At 44.4% G+C, this 16,760-nt stretch carries 13 protein-coding genes; 6 read left to right on the forward strand and 7 right to left on the reverse strand.

What is annotated here, in order from left to right:
• Positions 1-121 precede the first annotated feature (121 nt).
• Positions 122-3,619: a PAS-domain containing protein gene (locus ABZP31_RS13945; protein WP_367156969.1), complete on the forward strand. Its 3,498-nt coding sequence runs from the start codon at positions 122-124 to the stop codon at positions 3,617-3,619.
• A gap of 396 nt (positions 3,620-4,015) precedes the next feature.
• Complete coding sequence (locus tag ABZP31_RS13950) at positions 4,016-4,783, forward strand: hypothetical protein (protein WP_005017882.1); 768 nt, start codon at positions 4,016-4,018, stop codon at positions 4,781-4,783.
• Positions 4,784-4,843: 60 nt separating this feature from the next.
• Here the strand turns inward: ABZP31_RS13950 and ABZP31_RS13955 are convergent, their stop codons facing one another.
• Complete coding sequence (locus tag ABZP31_RS13955) at positions 4,844-5,494, reverse strand: response regulator transcription factor (RefSeq protein WP_005017881.1); 651 nt, start codon at positions 5,492-5,494, stop codon at positions 4,844-4,846.
• A gap of 367 nt (positions 5,495-5,861) precedes the next feature.
• Here ABZP31_RS13955 and msuE point away from each other — a divergent pair, with 367 nt between their 5' ends.
• The gene (msuE, locus tag ABZP31_RS13960) at positions 5,862-6,599 is read left to right on the forward strand and encodes an FMN reductase (protein WP_248086972.1); all 738 of its coding nucleotides are present in this window, start codon (positions 5,862-5,864) and stop codon (positions 6,597-6,599) included.
• 20 nt (positions 6,600-6,619) lie between these two features.
• Positions 6,620-7,729, forward strand: coding sequence for a dimethylsulfone monooxygenase SfnG (gene sfnG / locus ABZP31_RS13965; RefSeq protein ID WP_075040529.1), 1,110 nt, complete (start codon positions 6,620-6,622; stop codon positions 7,727-7,729).
• Positions 7,730-7,917: 188 nt separating this feature from the next.
• Here the strand turns inward: sfnG and ABZP31_RS13970 are convergent, their stop codons facing one another.
• Both ABZP31_RS13970 and acs read right to left on the reverse strand, forming a co-directional pair.
• The gene (locus ABZP31_RS13970) at positions 7,918-9,102 is read right to left on the reverse strand and encodes an acyl-CoA dehydrogenase family protein (RefSeq protein WP_248133754.1); all 1,185 of its coding nucleotides are present in this window, start codon (positions 9,100-9,102) and stop codon (positions 7,918-7,920) included.
• A gap of 118 nt (positions 9,103-9,220) precedes the next feature.
• Positions 9,221-11,167, reverse strand: coding sequence for an acetate--CoA ligase (gene acs / locus ABZP31_RS13975; RefSeq protein WP_248133755.1), 1,947 nt, complete (start codon positions 11,165-11,167; stop codon positions 9,221-9,223).
• Positions 11,168-11,466: 299 nt separating this feature from the next.
• Here acs and ABZP31_RS13980 point away from each other — a divergent pair, with 299 nt between their 5' ends.
• A complete protein-coding gene (locus ABZP31_RS13980) occupies positions 11,467-12,030 on the forward strand; it encodes a DUF805 domain-containing protein (RefSeq protein WP_005024080.1) in 564 nt (187 codons plus the stop codon).
• A gap of 98 nt (positions 12,031-12,128) precedes the next feature.
• Positions 12,129-13,121, forward strand: a complete 993-nt coding sequence (locus tag ABZP31_RS13985) for a mechanosensitive ion channel family protein (protein WP_005017875.1) — start codon at positions 12,129-12,131, stop codon at positions 13,119-13,121.
• Here ABZP31_RS13985 and ABZP31_RS13990 read toward each other — a convergent pair.
• The 4 genes from ABZP31_RS13990 to ABZP31_RS14005 form a co-directional block, all read right to left on the reverse strand.
• On the reverse strand, positions 13,095-13,808 hold the full coding sequence (locus ABZP31_RS13990) for a 16S rRNA (uracil(1498)-N(3))-methyltransferase (protein ID WP_262475460.1): 714 nt from the start codon (positions 13,806-13,808) through the stop codon (positions 13,095-13,097). The two genes, ABZP31_RS13985 and ABZP31_RS13990, sit on opposite strands and share 27 nt — an antisense overlap.
• Before the next feature lie 12 nt (positions 13,809-13,820).
• Positions 13,821-15,098 (reverse strand): 3-deoxy-D-manno-octulosonic acid transferase, encoded by a 1,278-nt coding sequence (locus ABZP31_RS13995; RefSeq protein WP_248133757.1) that lies wholly within the window; start codon positions 15,096-15,098, stop codon positions 13,821-13,823.
• Between the two features lie 87 nt (positions 15,099-15,185).
• Positions 15,186-16,241 (reverse strand): alkene reductase, encoded by a 1,056-nt coding sequence (locus ABZP31_RS14000; protein ID WP_248133758.1) that lies wholly within the window; start codon positions 16,239-16,241, stop codon positions 15,186-15,188.
• A 42-nt stretch (positions 16,242-16,283) separates the two neighbouring features.
• A complete protein-coding gene (locus tag ABZP31_RS14005; RefSeq protein WP_005017861.1) occupies positions 16,284-16,589 on the reverse strand; it encodes a helix-turn-helix transcriptional regulator in 306 nt (101 codons plus the stop codon).
• Between the last annotated feature and the right edge of the window lie 171 nt (positions 16,590-16,760).

Below are 16,760 nucleotides of genomic sequence, written 5' to 3' on the forward strand. Positions count from 1 at the left end.
ACAAAATTAACAATATTGTAGGGTTCCCGTAACTTAGACTTTGGTCTTTAAATACTGATCAGGCATCTGTTTATCCTGCGCTTGAGGTATCATAGAAGCAGCAATAAAGACCGTGAGCAATATGAACAGCTGGCTGATCATCGGGGTACTGGCCCTTTATATTTTTATACTTTTTGTCTGTGCATTCTTTGGTGAAAAGCATGCCAGCCGTTTAAGTACTCGTGGCCGTATGTTGTTATTCAGCCTGACGCTCGGAGTATATTGTTCATCCTGGACATTTTATGGCGCAACTGGTGCTGCAGTACGTGAAGGTATTATTTTTCTGCCGATCTATCTGGGGCCATTGCTATTCGTCGGATTAGGCTATGATATCTGGCGCCGTCTGGGTCGGGTACGCCAGCATCATGCTATTTCTTCTATTGCTGACTTTGTAGCTGCCCGCTATGGTAAAAGCGGTAGTCTTGCCTCTTTAGTGACTATTCTGGCTGTCATTGCCATTATTCCTTACTTGGCTTTACAACTCAGGGCCATTGCATTGAGTGCATCGGTCATACTAACGCAGAATGAATCCTTACATACCACCACCAACAGTGTGCTTTTACTTACCGGTGTTCTGGCTATACTCGCAATGATGTTCGGTACACGGCAGATCGCCAATACTGAGCAACATGGTGGTCTGATGCTGGCTGTCGCTTTTGAGTCTTTTGTTAAGCTGTTTGCCCTACTTTGTGTAGCGCTCTTTTTTCTTTTTGATGCTCCTGAAAATATTGTGCAGGTCTCTGGTGATGTTGCCAAGACATTTTATGAAGTACAGCTATTTGGTGTGCCGGAAACTTTCTGGGTACAGACCTTGCTGGCTGCACTGGCAATCATCTGCCTGCCACGACAGTTCCATGTGGCCGTGGTTGAACTGCGCGACGAAAAACATATTCGCGGGGCACGTCGCTGGTTTGCCGCTTATCTGATTTTAACGACACTAGCAATTATTCCTATTGCCAGCTGGGCATTGCATGCTGCACCAAACTTTCTTACCGTACCTGATGTGGCAGTGCTTTCCCTTCCGCTCAGCTATAATCAGGAATGGCTGACTTTATTAGCATTTTTAGGAGGCTTTTCTGCCTCGACCGGTATGCTATTGGTCTCATCGGTTGCACTTTCCATTATGCTTAGTAATGATCTGATCATGCCGGCATTATGGCGTTTTAATATTATTTCCCGGCATGACAAACGCTTACCACAAGTTCTTAAATTTACCCGGCGGGTCTGCATTTTGGGTGTCATGCTCCTGGGCTTCCTGTTCTTTCATTTTTTTAACGATATTGACCAGTTATCTGTGTTTGGCCTGCTGGCCTTTAGTGCAGTAGCCCAGTTCTCCCCTGCCCTGATTGGTGGACTCTATTGGCGGGGTGGTAGCCGTCAGGGGGTGTATGCCGGACTGATTGTTGGTTTCTTTATGTGGACCTATACCCTGCTGCTACCTACCATCTTGCGCAGTCTGCCAGAAAGCTATACTGAATTTGCCCAACAGTTCCTTACGGCTGGACCACTCGGCCTGCACTGGTTACGCCCGGAGGCCCTGTTAGGCTTTGAATCCTTTGCGCCATTAACGCATGGCGTCATCTGGGCATTAGGTCTCAATATTATTTTATATATCTGGATATCACGAATTTACCGCCCAAGTATTGCTGAGCAGATTCAGGCTGAAAGTTTCTTTTATTATGAAACTAAACCTTTACCAGCACACAGTGCTTCCACTGACATGAGTTATTTGCACCAGGATGCGGTCCGTTTAAAAGTAGGTGACCTCATGACTCTGGCGCGACGTATTACTGGAGAAGGGCCAGCGACGCATGCTTTTCAGCAATTTTGTGCCCAGAACAATCTGGTTCTTAATGAAAATAGTGTCGCTAACGGTATGTGGTGGCGCTTTACCGAGCAGTATCTGGCCGGTACTATTGGTGCCGCTTCAGCCCGTACCCTGCTTACTACGGCCATGGTTAATAATGGCCTGGCATTAGGCCAGGTGGCCAATATTCTGGACCAGGCTTCACAATGGCAGCGTTTCAACCAGAATCTGCTGATGACCATGATTGACCACATGACCCAAGGTGTAAGTGTAGTCGATGAAAATATGTGTCTGGTGGCGTGGAACAACCAGTACCTGAAGCTGTTTGACTATCCTAAAGATCTGGTTTATGTCGGCTGTCCGATTTCTGATCTGATCCGTTATAATGCCGAGCGTGGCGAATGTGGTCCCGGGTCTATTGAAGAACATGTCCGTAAGCGGATTCACTGGATGCAGGTCGGCAGCGCACATGAGTTTGAGCGTATCCGTAAGGATGGCCGGGTGATCCAGATGCGCGGCAACCCAATTGAAGGGGGTGGTTTCGTGACTACCTTTGCCGACATTACTGCATTCCGGGAAAATGAAGCCATACTGGAAGCACGCGTTATTGACCGCACCCGCCAGCTGGCAGATGCCCTGGCAGAGCAGCAACTTGCCCGCGAACAGGCAGATAAGGCGAACATGTCGAAAAGCCGTTTTATTGCAGCTGCCAGTCACGACCTGTTACAGCCAATGCATGCTGCCCGGCTGTTTAGTACCGCTTTGGAGCAGAGTGTTAACAACGATGAAGATCGTATCACTTTGCAACAACTGGACCGGGCCCTGCATGGGGCTGAAAGTATGCTTTCAGCTCTTCTGGATATTGCCCGACTAGAAGGGGGCAATATGCAGCCAAACCGGCAGTCTTATCCTCTACATGACCTGCTACGCGATCTGGAGTTGCAGTTCAAGTCGATTGCTTCACAGCGCAATATTCAGTTTCACGTCCACGATGCACCCTTCTGGATAGACACAGATCCGCAGTGGATACGCCGGATTGTACAGAATTTTGTCAGTAATGCCTTACGTTATACCGCTAAAGGCCGGGTGCTTTTAGGTGTATTACGTTCCAGTGAACGACCGGGCCATATCCGAATTGGCGTCTGGGATACCGGGCCCGGGATTGCTGAAGAACAGCGTATTAAACTTTTTCAGGAATTTGAACGGTGTGGGCATACCTCGCCTTGGGGTGAGCAAGGTCTGGGCCTAGGTCTGGCCATTGTTCAGCGGATGACCAGCCTGCTAGATTATCCGGTTCATGTATACTCTACCCAAGGTAAGGGCTCCTGCTTTATTCTGGAAGTTCCAATTGTAGCGCCACCCAAAACAGTAACTGCCCCAGTACAGGTGGCACCACTGAAAACCAAGGCTTATCGCATTCTTTGTCTGGACAATGACGAAACTATCCTTGAAGGTATGTCAACCTTACTAACAAAATGGGGGTATCAGGTCTTTAAAGCCCGTGAACCTCAACAGGCAATTGCTCTTATCGAACAGGAAAATATTCAGGTCTGGCTGATTGACCAACATCTAAATCAGGGACAATTAGGATTAGACTTTATTCTTGAGCATCGTCATCATCCTGTACCCGTAGCGTTGATTACCGCAGATTCAGATCCTGAATTACCTCACCGTTTAAAACAGCACAATATTGTCTTATTGAAAAAACCATTAAAACCAGCAGCATTACGCGCCTGGTTATCGGGTTTAAAAATCATAGGTGATCAGTCTTGATCTATAAATAATTGAACAGTCTCTTTTGCCAGTATAAAGCTGGTGAAAAAGACTGTGAAAAACTATTTTCAGCGTTAACTGACAAAATATAAGGGCAAGACAGGCAGAATAAATCAAAAAACAGCTAATTTAATGATGAAAAACTGGCCAAAAATTTCAACTGTGAATTTTCTATGGCAAAGCTGCTCAATTTTAAAGTGAACACTTGTATACTTAGTTACAATTAAACAAGTTATTGATTTTATAAAAATAAAAAACCCATTTTTAATCTTATACAACTTTAGTCTTATTTCTATTTACCCCCCTCCACCCTCATAAAATAGATATATACATCAGGTTTTCTCATTGCCTGCATTATGAAAAAACCGGTCAGAGAAAAAACCTAAGGATTCTATTATGAATATGTCAGAAATTGTCGGACACGGTGCCCAGCCTTCACAACAGTTTTATCGGGATTATAGTGCCAATGCGCTATTACCTGAAATCCAGTGGCAGCAATTGTTTAAACATAGCAAGCTTGCCCAACCCCAATTACAGGCTCTCGATACCCTTTACCACAGCGCAGTTCCTCTGGCACTTCAGGTATTTGAAGCATTAAGATTTGATGTTTTTGCTCCCGCTGCCTATCAGCCCCAAGGTCTGGGTTTATTTGACAAGCTAGCCCAGCAGGAAGAAAAGCTGATTCAGGTCCTACAGTCAGAATCTGAGTGTCTAGATGATGCTGCACGTCATCAGCTTTGGAGTATGCTGCTGCGTGGTGGAGCGGTACTGGTCTTTAAGGCATGGCTGGGTAAGGTAAAAACCGGACAGGACCAATTGGATATGACCCAGTTTGATGAATTATCCGATCTGCTCTTTATTAAGACTTCACCTTATGATTTGGCCGAGTATTTAAAGGTAGACCCTCAGGCTGATTCGGATCATATTTTCTTAATGTATGAAGGTGATATTTTTCTGGACCGTTTTAACAGTCTGGAAACTGCGGCTTTATTTGTCGAGCTTGGTGTATATGATGCAGCATTCTTGAGCCTGCGTGATGATCGTGTAGCAAATTATTTAAAGGAAAAAGGACAAGTATCACAAGATCAGATTGATGATTTAGAATTTGCCTTGAATCCGCTGTTTTGCACTGATCTGATGGCCAAACAGGACTGCCTGGCTTAAAACATTCGGTACAAAAAATAAGGCCTTATTTATGGGCCTTATTTTTATAGCTATTTTAAATTAGACTCTCTTTTCATCAATATTAAGTGCCTTGATAGCCAATACTGCCTGAGTACGGTTTTGTACTCCCAGCTTACGGAAAATAGCTGTTACATGTGCCTTGATGGTAGCCTCTGAAACATCCAGTTCATAAGCAATCTGCTTGTTGAGCAGACCTTCAGCAACCATCATCAGTACACGGAACTGCTGTGGTGTAAGTGACTGAATTCGCTCTGCAAGTTCGGTCTCATCAGTTGCTCTCGGATCAAAGCTCACGTTGGTAGGCAAATTCGGTGGTAACCAGATTTCCCCTTCTAATACCTGACGAATTGCCTCGCCAATATGACTTGGATGGGCAGATTTAGGAATATAGCCCATTGCCCCGTGCGCAATTGCACGCTGAATAATTGAGAGCTCTTCATGAGCAGAGACTACAATAATCGGAATAGAAGGATATTGGGCCCGGACATGAACCAGTGCTGAAAAACCTGAAGCACCGGGCAAGTTTAAATCCAGTAAAACCAAATCTGGTTCTGAACCCTTTTCCAGACGTTCATAAAATTCATTTACTGCAGCTGTCTCAGAGATTTGTGCCTGTGGCAGGCTATAACGCACGGCTTGAATCAGGGCATGCCGGAACAGTGGATGATCATCAACGATTAATATGTTCATAAGCGAAACAGGAGATCTCTTTGCACAGTACAGCTTTATTCTAACTGCACTCATGACATTAAGGATATGCAATTCTTCACTAATTTAGTGTGCAAGCTAGCAAGAACTGATCAATAATAAAGCGCTCTTAATGTATTTGATATTTTTATTCAATTCAAATCAGAATTTCATATAAATTACTATTTTTAGAGCCGCCTAAATCTCAGTTTATATTAAATTTTTATAAAACAATAACTTAAATTTTATTTTTTTTTGATCTAAAAGATATCTTGAAAAACGATAACTTATTTTAATTTCCTTATTTTACAGGCTGGCTGCTTCTGACCGTTAATAAATAGTAACTAGCGAGCTATTCAGGTTTATTTACATGACACATCATTTTTCATCTTCTGTTCAGCCTCTTAATATTGTTGCAGTTTCAGGTGGTCTCAATACACCGTCTAAAACTGAAACTCTGGTTCAGGCGGTATTAAATGAACTCGGCGAGGCAACGCCTATTAATATCCACTTTATTAAATTTAGTGAAATTGGGCCTTTACTGGGAGGCGCTATTTACCGTAACCAGCTTCCACAGCGCGTACAGGATGATCTGGCTGCTGTGGAAGCAGCAGACGCTTTAATTGTTGGGACCCCGGTCTACCGTGCCTCTTTTACTGGCCTATTCAAGCATTTTTTTGACTTTGTCGAACAGACAGCCTTAGTGGATGTACCTGTATTATTGGCTGCCTCTGGTGGTAGCGACCGCCATGCATTGGTATTGGAACACCAATTACGCCCATTGTTTAGCTTTTTTCAGGCACAGACTTTACCAATTGGTGTTTATGCCACAGATCGTGATTTTACTCCAGAATATACCATCCAGAGTCAACAGCTGGCAGACCGCATTACACTGGCTGTTGCCCGCGCACTTCCAATTCTAGAGTGGGCGCCAGCCAAAGGGCAACGTGCAGAACTGGTTAAAGTCAAAACTGAGCAGGCTAACCAGAATTTGGGGATCAATAAACAGATTGAGCAGGAAGAGGTCTTGCCATCTGTCGCTGTACCCAGCCTAGATGCAGCAGAGTCGCGTTTGCATCCAAAAAACCTGAAGACTCATGTAGCCTAACAGTTTGTGAGGAAATCACTATGAAGGATGATCAAGCACAGCAGCTGAAGTTTGCTTACTGGGTTCCAAATGTCAGTGGCGGCTTAGTGGTGAGTAAGATTGAGCAGCGCACCGACTGGAGTTATGAATATAACGTCCGTTTAGCGCAGACTGCCGAGAAAAACGGCTTTGAATATGCATTAACCCAGATTCGTTTTACAGCAGGCTATGGCGCCGAAAACCAGCATGAGTCTGTCAGCTTTAGCCATGCTCTTCTCGCAAAAACTGAAAAGCTGAAAGTCATTGCTGCCATTTTACCAGGTCCCTGGAAACCGGCTCTGGCTGCCAAACAGCTCGCTACTATTGATCATCTGACTCAAGGTCGCATAGCAGTTAATATTGTGAGTGGATGGTTTCGTGGAGAATTTGATGCCATTGGAGAGATCTGGCCTGAACATGATGAACGTTATGTACGTTCTGAAGAATTTATTCGAGCTTTAAAAGGAATCTGGACTACGGATCAGTATAGTTTTAAAGGTAAATATTATCAGTTTGAGAATTATACCCTTAAACCCAAACCTCTACAGCAGCCTCATATTGAGGTATTTCAGGGTGGAAGTTCCCGAGCCGCACGTGATATGGCTGCACGTGTGTCTGACTGGTATTTTACCAATGGTAATAGCGTTGATGAACTGGTCAAACAGATTAGTGATTTGCGTACCAAAGCGGCTTTAAATGGTCATCAAATTAAGGTCGGGGTAAATGCCTTTATTATTGCTCGTGATACAGAAGAAGAAGCGCAGGCAGTATTACAAGAGATTATCGAGCAGGCCGATATTCAGGCAGTACAGGCTTTTGGGAAGGCTACTCGTGAGGCAGGAGCTGCCAGTCGTGAAGGCGAAGGAAACTGGGCAAAATCCACTTTTGAGGATCTGGTGCAATATAATGATGGTTTTAAGACCAATCTGATTGGTACTCCCCGACAAATTGCTGAACGGATTATTGAGCTTAAAAATGCCGGGGTTGATTTGATCCTCTCAGGCTTTTTACATTTTATAGAAGAAATAGAGTATTTCGGCGAAAAAGTTTTGCCATTGGTTCGTGAGTTAGAAGTAGAGCAGCAGCATGTTGTATCTGCCAAGTCTGCCTGATTAATCAGCTAAACCTGGTTGCTCATGAATCAAATAATAATAACACCCCATGGCAGTTCTCCTCCCTCAAGACTCGGCTTGAGGGTTTTTTATAGCCTGCACTTTTTCTATAAGCTGTCTCTGAAGAGAGTTGTATATTAAATTCTGGACATAAAGATTGACCTGAAAATTATTTCTCTCATACCCGTTCAAGAATAAAAGCTGGGTTCAGGTAGTTTACCGGTTAATATCCATTCCCCAATTTCCTGATATTTATAGTCAACCGGATCATGCAGGGTTTGGGTTCGAACATTGCGCCAGAAGCGGTCCAGATTCAGTTTGGCAGCTGTGGCACGTGCCCCCATGACCTGAAATATATTTTGCGTGATATAAAGTGAGGTATTGGTTGCAGCAATCTTAGCAGTTGCGATTGCAACAGAAACCTCCCCGCGTTGCACTGAACTTAAGTGTTCACCCTGTAACCATGCTGCCTGCAGTTTCTTCACAGCATCTGCTGCAAGTAGCCTTACCCCTTCAAGCTGCACATAAAACTCGGCAAAATGTTTCTGGGTATAAGGGTCATCTACAGCTTGTTCAGCCAGAGACTTTGACCAGGCTTTTTGGCCCTGTACAACAGCTTTAGCAGTCTCAAATGCTCCTTCTGCTACACCTAAAAATAAATGGACAAAAATCAGCTGTGCAATAAGCGGACGAAGACTCGAATAGGGCGTACTCAGTGGGCCGGGGTTAAGTAATAGCTCTTTTTTATAGACATGCACCTGTTCAAAATGGCTGGTGCCACTGTCGGTCTGGCGCTGACCCATATTGTCCCAGTCCCCTAAAAAACTAACGCCGTTGCGCTGCGATGGAATCACACCTATCAGCAATTTGCCCTGTTCATCATAGCCCGAGCACAGCAGCAGGTCTGAGTCTATTGAACCGGAGCAGAAGCTTTTATCCCCCTGAAAAATATATTCATGATCTGTAATTCGGGTTACTGTAGTACGACGGTCGAGGGGGTTGAGCGCATTGCCCCAAAACAGGTTATCTTGAGCAGTCTGCCTGAACCAGCTGGCGTATTGTTGTGGTTGTGCAAACAGTTGTACCGTGGCAATCAACAAGTGATGAAATCCGTAGACATGCGCCAGTGAACTGTCTGCCTGCGCTATAATTCGAATAGTTTCAAAAATTGTCGTCCAGTTTGCTCCTGAACCGCCATATTCAGTAGGAATTGACAGTTTAAGTAGCCCACTTTCCCGAATCAGGTCACGTTCTTTTTTAGGGTTACCGCCCTGCTTATCACGTAAGGCAGCGGTATGTGAAAATAGCCGGGTGAGTTGTTGTGCTGTCTGTATCGCCTGCTCGGCAGAGTAAGAATTTTCTGTTGTATTCATTAAGCTTTTATCTAGGGTACTCATTAAAATTTTATGGCTTGTACAGCTGTGTGTATTCTTCAGTTTATTCTTATAGTTAAAAATACCGCCTTAAAGCAAGGCGGTATTCAGAAATATTTTACTTGTGGCCCGGATAGACCGTAACAATCAATTGCTCGACTACAGCTGGTTCTGCCAAGGTCGAAGTATCTCCCAGACTGTCCAGTTCATTGGCAGCAATTTTTCTTAAAATACGGCGCATAATTTTACCGGAACGTGTCTTGGGCAGTGCGGGTGCCCAGTGCAGCGCATCTGGTGTTGCCACTGGGCCAAGTTGCTTGCGTACCCAGCTGACCAGTTCCTGCCTTAACTCTTCAGACTCATTAACGCCTGCCTGTAAGGTTACAAAAGTACAGATCCCCTGTCCTTTAATCTCATGAGGCATTCCCACTACAGCGGCTTCAGCAACATGGTCATGTGCCACCAAGGCACTTTCAATTTCTGCAGTTCCCAGCCGGTGACCTGAAACATTTAACACATCATCAACACGACCTGTGATCCAGTAGTAACCGTCCTCATCACGACGAGCACCGTCACCAGTAAAATAGTTACCCGGGAATGTCGAGAAATAGGCTTCAATAAAACGCTGTGGATCTCCCCATATGGTTCGCATCTGGCCCGGCCAGGAATCTTTAATAATCAGGTTACCCTCTGCTGCACCGTCCAGCTCCTTACCCTCACCATCGACAATAGCAGGTTGCACTCCAAAATAAGGCCGCGTAGCCGAACCGGGTTTAAGGTCAGTCGCACCGGGGAGTGGTGAAATCAGTATGCCGCCCGTTTCAGTCTGCCACCAGGTATCGACAATTGGACAGCGCCCTTCTCCAACTACGTTGTAGTACCATGACCAGGCTTCAGGGTTAATCGGTTCACCAACAGAGCCCAGCAAACGCAGGCTACTGCGGTCACTTTCACGCACGTAAGCATCACCTTCACGCATCATGGCCCGAATTGCAGTGGGTGCAGTATATAAGATGGTTATATTATGTTTGTCGACAATATGGCCTACACGCGCCCAACTTGGATATTGCGGCACACCTTCAAACATTACCGTCGTGGTACCATTAGATAATGGCCCATAAATAATATAGCTGTGACCAGTAATCCAGCCCACATCGGCAGTACACCAGTATATGTCGTCCTGTTTTATATCAAATACTTCTCGAAAGGTGCTGTTGACATAAACCAGATATCCGCCAGTAGTATGCAGTACGCCTTTAGGTTTACCGGTAGAGCCAGAGGTATAAAGAATAAAAAGTGGATCTTCAGCATTCATCGGCTCCGGCGGGCAGATTTCATTCACTTCAGTTATTACTTCGTGATACCACAGATCGCGCTCTGGTTTCATTTCTACCGGATTACCGGTACGGTGTACTACTACTACATGTTCAACTGAGTCTGTTTCTGCATGCTCTAAGGCCTGATCGACACTTTCTTTAAGAGGAATCAGCTTGCCGCCCCGCATACCGGCATCAGCGGTAATTACCATTTTTGCCTGGCTGTCTTCAATACGGCTGGCCAGCGAATCAGGAGAGAATCCCCCAAAGACTACACAATGCACTGCTCCAATACGGGCACATGCCAGCATGGCAATGGCAGCTTCACTGACCATTGGCATGTATAGGACTACCCGGTCGCCTTTAACAATCCCGTATTTTTTCAGGGCATTGGCAAAACGGCATACTTCATCATGCAGTTCTTTAAAAGAAATAATCTTGTGACGTGAAGGATGGTCTCCCTCCCAGATAATTGCAGGCTTGTGCGGATGCTCTTTTAAATGTCGGTCCAGACAGTTGGCACTGACATTAAGCTGGCCATCAGCAAACCATTCGATCTTGAAATTATCAGCAGCAAAACTGCTATTTTTAACTTGTGTAAATGGCTTGATCCAGTCAATCCTTTTTGCCTCTTCAGCCCAGAATTCTTCAGGTTGTTCAATCGAATGCTGGTAACGTTTCAGATAATCTTCTTCGACAGTGCGGGCAGTTTTTTTAAATTCTTCAGGTACAGGATAGATCTCACTCATAGTATCACTTCCTTGATATTGTACGTCTCCTCACGAGACTTTTAGCACGGGGTATTATTTATTTTATTGATTGCCTTTCAACCAGTAATAGGACTGTTCAGTACAACTGACAATCATGCTTTGGTCGTAGATAAAGCGCTTAACTTTTATTCAACAGAATAACTGCTTTTTAACAAATATGATTGATTTATCAGAAACTAATTTAATCTTTATCTTATAATTTTAAACCGGTAAAACTTTAATAATTGCATAAAAGCAACATTTTCTTACCCAATCCAGCCATTAACTGATGAGCGATCATGACTGCTGAATATAATTTTTACCCCACTGAAACCGATCATCCTCTTTCGATGAGAGGGCGCTTTAGCCGTTTAAGCTATATTGGCTGGAATGGCCTTTTAAATTGTATCGCTTTCTTCATACTGGTTATATTCAGTCTGCTCATGGGCAGCTTTAATATGCAAAGCACTCCTCAGAGCTATAATATTACAGGGATGTGGGATCAGCTGGCCAGTATAGGTTTATTAATACTTACCTTGCTTTATGCCTATTTTAACCTGGTCCTGATAGTACGACGTTTGCATGACCGTAATCATAGCGGCTGGTGGGCGCTGCTGCTGTTCTTACCTCTGGTTAATTTCCTGTTCATGATTTACCTGCTTTTTGCCGCGGGTGATGCAGGGATTAACCGTTTTGGGCATCCACGTCGAACCCTGCTCTGGGAAAAAACTGTAGCTTGGCTGTTAATTGCTTTAGTCATTTTAAGTTTCTTTGTCAGCCGCAGTACCTGGATTTACCTGAGTGAAAGTCAGCCTATTGAAATACCACGGGAAGTCTTGCAAAAAGCGACGCCGTATTTTTAACTCAGGTACAGCCTATGTATAATTTTGGCAAGTAGCCGATTAAATTCAATATGGTTTTCAGGCAGAATATGGTCTTTGTTTAAGGTGCGGATGAAGCTGTGGCTGAAGAAGCAAAGAAATTGAGTGATGTAACTGAGGGAACTACTCAGTTACTGCACGAAGCAGGTGAAAAAACTGCACAAAAGGTGATTGAACACACCAGCAAATATAATGATGCCTATAGTACCATTGATAAGATCATTGAAGGTTTCTGGGAACGTGTGCCCTACTTCTGTATTGCTCTAGCAGTTTTCCTGATTTTCTGGCTCTTATCAGCCCTGTTTAAATTTTTTATTCGCAAGACCCTGCATAATAAAACCTATACCCGACAGAATCTGGTTCTGGTACTAAACCGGGTAGGAAGTACCTTTATTGTATCTTTTGGTTTGCTGATTGCATTGGTAATCTCAGTGCCCGGCTTTACACCGGGACAACTGATGAGCGCGTTAGGAATCGGCTCGGTCGCAATCGGTTTTGCATTTAAGGATATTTTTCAGAACCTGCTTTCAGGTATCCTGATTTTACTGAGTGAACCTTTCCGGATTGGTGACGATATTATTGTAAATGGACTGGAAGGTACGGTCGAAGATATCCAGATTCGGGCAACTTATTTACGCTCGCCGGATGGTCGCCGTATTCTGATCCCAAATGCGACAGTCTATACCAGCTCAATAACTGTCAACACTGCCTACCCGCGCCGCCGCTGTAACTTTGATGTCGGGATCAGCTATGAAGATGATGCACAAAAAGCCAAAGAACTGATTCTGAATATACTTAATAACCAGCGTACAATTTTAAGCCAGCCGGCTTTTAGTGTGAATGTTTCTGCTTTATCTGACTTTTCTGTCAGGCTCAGCGTGTTCTGGTGGATTGATACAAAAGAAACCAATATTGGTGCTTCAGTCAGTGAAGTTCAGGAACAGGTGATCAAAGCCTTTGATGAGCATGGCATCTCTATTCCTTATCCGGTACAGGAAGTTAAAGTTTACCGCGGCGACAACAGTCTAGTACAGGAAGATAAACCATCAGATGCCACTAAACAGCCGACCTAACACATACGGAATCACGGTTTCAGTACGGATAATACGTTGGCCTAGATGCACGGCCTGACAGCCATTTTGAGTGAGCAATTCTATTTCATAAGGAATAAAGCCACCTTCTGGTCCAATAATTACAGTGCAGGGATGCACTATACTGGACGGCATAGCCTGCTCGCTATAGGGATGTGCCACATAAGCAGGTTGCTGCGCTGAGATTAACCCAGGCAATATATCTTCAACAAAAGGCTTAAAACGCTTATGGATTTCTACAGCCGGTGCAATTGTATCTCCTGCCTGCTCCAGGCCCAGTGTTACATAACTTTCAATCTGTTGTAAAAATGGGGTTTGCCAGTAGCTCTTATCGACCCGGTAGCTGTGCAATAAAATAATCTTTTCAACACCGAGTGTTACACTGTCCATAATCAGGCGACGTAATACTTTTGGCCGTGGCATAGCCACAATGAGGGTGACAGGAAGTTTATCTGGTAGCTGTTCCTGTTTTAATGGCCGTACCTGTACTGTATTGTCATTCAGAGCAACGATTTCTGTCAGGTAACGCTCACCATTACGGATACCCACTTTTAAAGTATCACCTGTCTTTATATTCAGATGCTGATGTAAATGCTGGACTTGACGTCTGGAACAGATAGTCCATGGTTCGGTCGCTGCTGCCTGCGGCTCAAGTAAAACAATATTCATTTTTATGCTGACTTATAAATACTGATCAATAGCATGGATGTGCCGATTTAGAGAACCCTGATTTTTTTGGAGAACATTATAGGCTTGCTGGCTTAAATGACCTGCGGCCTCCGGGTCATCTATACAGGCAAGCAGCTGGTTTACAGCCTCGTTTGCATCATGTGCAATCAAAATTCCTCGAGCTTCTATGAACTCATCAACAATACTCTGGAAATTAAAGTAACGCATACCGATAACCGTGGGAACATGAAGTGCAATCGGTTCAAGAATATTATGTCCGCCCCCTGGCTCATTTAAAGAGCCACCAACGAAACAGGCCTGACTCAAAGCATACCATAACCATAATTCACCCATACTATCGGCCAGATAGACTTGTGTATCTGGCTGAATCGTCTGGTCAAGGCTACGGCGTCGGGTAAGCAGTGCCAGTTTCTGGCACTGCTCGAATACTTCATTAAAACGTTCAGGATGTCGTGGTACTACAATGCATAAGAGTTCTGGCTGCTTTTGTAAAAAGGGCCGAAGAGCAGTTAACAGCTCTAGTTCTTCAGGCGCATGAGTACTGGCCAGTAGAATAATCTTGCGTGGCTCTAACTGCCAGTCTCTCTTTAATTGGACAGCCCGTTCAGTAAATTTAGGCGGTGCAGAAATATCAAACTTGATATTTCCTACAACCTGAACAGCTTCAGGTGGCATACCCAATTCGATATAACGCTGTCTGGTTGGCTGATCCTGAGCCAGCATTAAATCTAGGCATTCGACCATGGAACGGCTAAGGCCTTTTACTCTGGCATAACCTTTGGCGGACTTTTCAGATAAGCGTGCATTTAACAATAAGACAGGAATATGCCAAAATCGGGTTATTTGCAACAGGTTCGGCCAGAGTTCAGTTTCAACCAGTGCCAACAGTTTGGGCTGGTATTTGTTCAGAAACTCTTCAATTAAGTAACGATGGTCTACCGGCAGAAATACTGCCTGAAACAGTGTCGGATAACGCTGTGCGAATAAGGATTTGGCACGTGCCTGTCCAGTACGGGTCGTATTGGTCAATAGTACCGGCTGACCTAAACTTAAATAATGTTCAATCAGAGGTTGTGCTGCATTGGTTTCACCGACAGAAACAGCATGGAACCAGAGCGCTTGCGTATGTAAAGGAGGCTGAAAAGGCCCAAAGCGTTCCAGCAGCTCATCCTGAAAATCAGGCAAGTGTCCCGAACGTTTATATAAACGCTTCCGATAAAGCGGCTTTATTAACGCCAGTAAGGCGTTGTACCAAAATGGTGTTCCCAAGCAGAACTCTCAGTCAAGAAACAATCGGCAAATATAGCATGACCCAGTCCTCTGGATCATGCCCCTTAAGAATTTTAACCCTGGTGTTTATATAGCCATTTTCGGGTAGTCAGTATAGCCTTCCGGTCCAAAACCATACATGGTAGTGGTATTAAGCTCATTAAGTGGCGCATTGCTCATCAGGCGTTGATATAAGTCCGGATTGGCAATATAAGCCTTGCCAAACGATACGGCGTCTGCTTTACCACTGGCCAGCAGCTCTTTAGCTGTTTCCGCATCTAGGCGCATATTCGCGATATAGGGTACGCCTGAACGTTCTTTCAGATAAGCACTAATACTGTCTTCTGCAAGATATTCACGGGTAAATATAAAGGCAATCTGACGTTTACCCAGCTCTTCAGCCACATAGCCAAAGGTTTCTTTCGGGTTATCATCGCCCATATCATGCTCATCACCACGTGGTGCCAGATGGACGCCAACACGTCCTGCTCCCCATACCTCAATCAGAACATCGACAACTTCAAGTAAGAAGCGGGCACGATTTTCAACAGAACCACCATATTCATCTTCACGCTGATTCGTACTGCTTTGCAGGAACTGGTCCAGCAGATAGCCATTTGCAGCATGAACTTCTACCCCATCAAAACCGGCAGCTTTGGCATATATGGCTGCCTGCTTATACTGCGCTACAATGGCTTTAATTTCAGAAATTTCGAGCGGGCGTGGGGTCACATATTCACGTTTTGGTCGTAGCAGACTAACGGTACCTTTCGGTTTGATGGCACTTGATGAAACTGGTATTTCACCCTTGAGTAAATCTGGATGTGAAATACGGCCTACATGCCACAGTTGTGAAATAATCAGGCTTCCCTCAGCATGCACTGCATCTGTAATCTTTTTCCATGCAGCGACCTGTTCATCATTATATAAACCTGGGCTACGTTCATATCCGTTTGCTTCTTCTGCAATCACAGTTGCTTCCGCAATAATCAGGCCAGCATTCGCACGTTGCGTATAGTATTCCACCATCAGATCAGTGGGTATACGGTCTTCAGTAGCACGGGTTCGAGTTAATGGGGCCATAACCAGACGGTTCTTGAGCTGAAGTTCGCCAAACTGTGCGGGAGTAGACAGATCAGTCATATTTCATATCCTTGGGAGATCTTTTCTTCACCTGAAAAAGATTTAGAGAGATTGTTGTAGAGTATCTACAAATTCCTGGATCAGTGCTTCATTGCGCGAAAAATAAGACCATTGACCATATTTGGTTGCCTGGATCAGTCCTGCCTGTTGCAACACTGACAGATGGTTGGACATAGTCGACTGAGAGACATTGGCAATTTTTTCAATCTGCCCTGCACAGACTCCCCGGCTAAAATCATATTCACACTCATTTAGCTTAGGAATAAACTGCTCAGGATCTTTCAGGCACTGTAAAATCTGCCTGCGGATCGGATTTGCCAAAGCTTTATAAATCGCTTCTGTGTCCATCACTTTTTCTCGCACTGATGTAAAACACGTCACCCTTAAAATACAGTATATCGTTTTTTATCGATATTAATATCGAATTTTTACGATATTTGTTATTCAATTTAGAAATAAACGTGATCTGTTGAACGGGGGATTTTATTTTAACACTCTCAGAAGACTTTCCCCATAACC

Source organism: Acinetobacter sp. FL (assembly GCF_040744925.1).
In the GTDB taxonomy this organism is placed as follows: Bacteria; Pseudomonadota; Gammaproteobacteria; order Pseudomonadales; family Moraxellaceae; genus Acinetobacter; species Acinetobacter radioresistens.

Excerpts from the sequence above, each read along its gene's own strand:
- msuE (WP_248086972.1), top strand. The coding sequence starts at position 5,862 with ATGACACATCATTTTTCATCTTCTGTTCAGCCTCTTAATATTGTTGCA.
- sfnG (WP_075040529.1), top strand. The coding sequence starts at position 6,620 with ATGAAGGATGATCAAGCACAGCAGCTGAAGTTTGCTTACTGGGTTCCA.
- ABZP31_RS13950 (WP_005017882.1), top strand. The coding sequence starts at position 4,016 with ATGAATATGTCAGAAATTGTCGGACACGGTGCCCAGCCTTCACAACAG.
- ABZP31_RS13980 (WP_005024080.1), top strand. The coding sequence starts at position 11,467 with ATGACTGCTGAATATAATTTTTACCCCACTGAAACCGATCATCCTCTT.
- ABZP31_RS13955 (WP_005017881.1), bottom strand. The coding sequence starts at position 5,494 with ATGAACATATTAATCGTTGATGATCATCCACTGTTCCGGCATGCCCTG.
- ABZP31_RS13990 (WP_262475460.1), bottom strand. The coding sequence starts at position 13,808 with ATGAATATTGTTTTACTTGAGCCGCAGGCAGCAGCGACCGAACCATGG.
- ABZP31_RS13945 (WP_367156969.1), top strand. The coding sequence starts at position 122 with ATGAACAGCTGGCTGATCATCGGGGTACTGGCCCTTTATATTTTTATA.
- ABZP31_RS14000 (WP_248133758.1), bottom strand. The coding sequence starts at position 16,241 with ATGACTGATCTGTCTACTCCCGCACAGTTTGGCGAACTTCAGCTCAAG.
- ABZP31_RS14005 (WP_005017861.1), bottom strand. The coding sequence starts at position 16,589 with ATGGACACAGAAGCGATTTATAAAGCTTTGGCAAATCCGATCCGCAGG.
- ABZP31_RS13970 (WP_248133754.1), bottom strand. The coding sequence starts at position 9,102 with ATGAATACAACAGAAAATTCTTACTCTGCCGAGCAGGCGATACAGACA.
- acs (WP_248133755.1), bottom strand. The coding sequence starts at position 11,167 with ATGAGTGAGATCTATCCTGTACCTGAAGAATTTAAAAAAACTGCCCGC.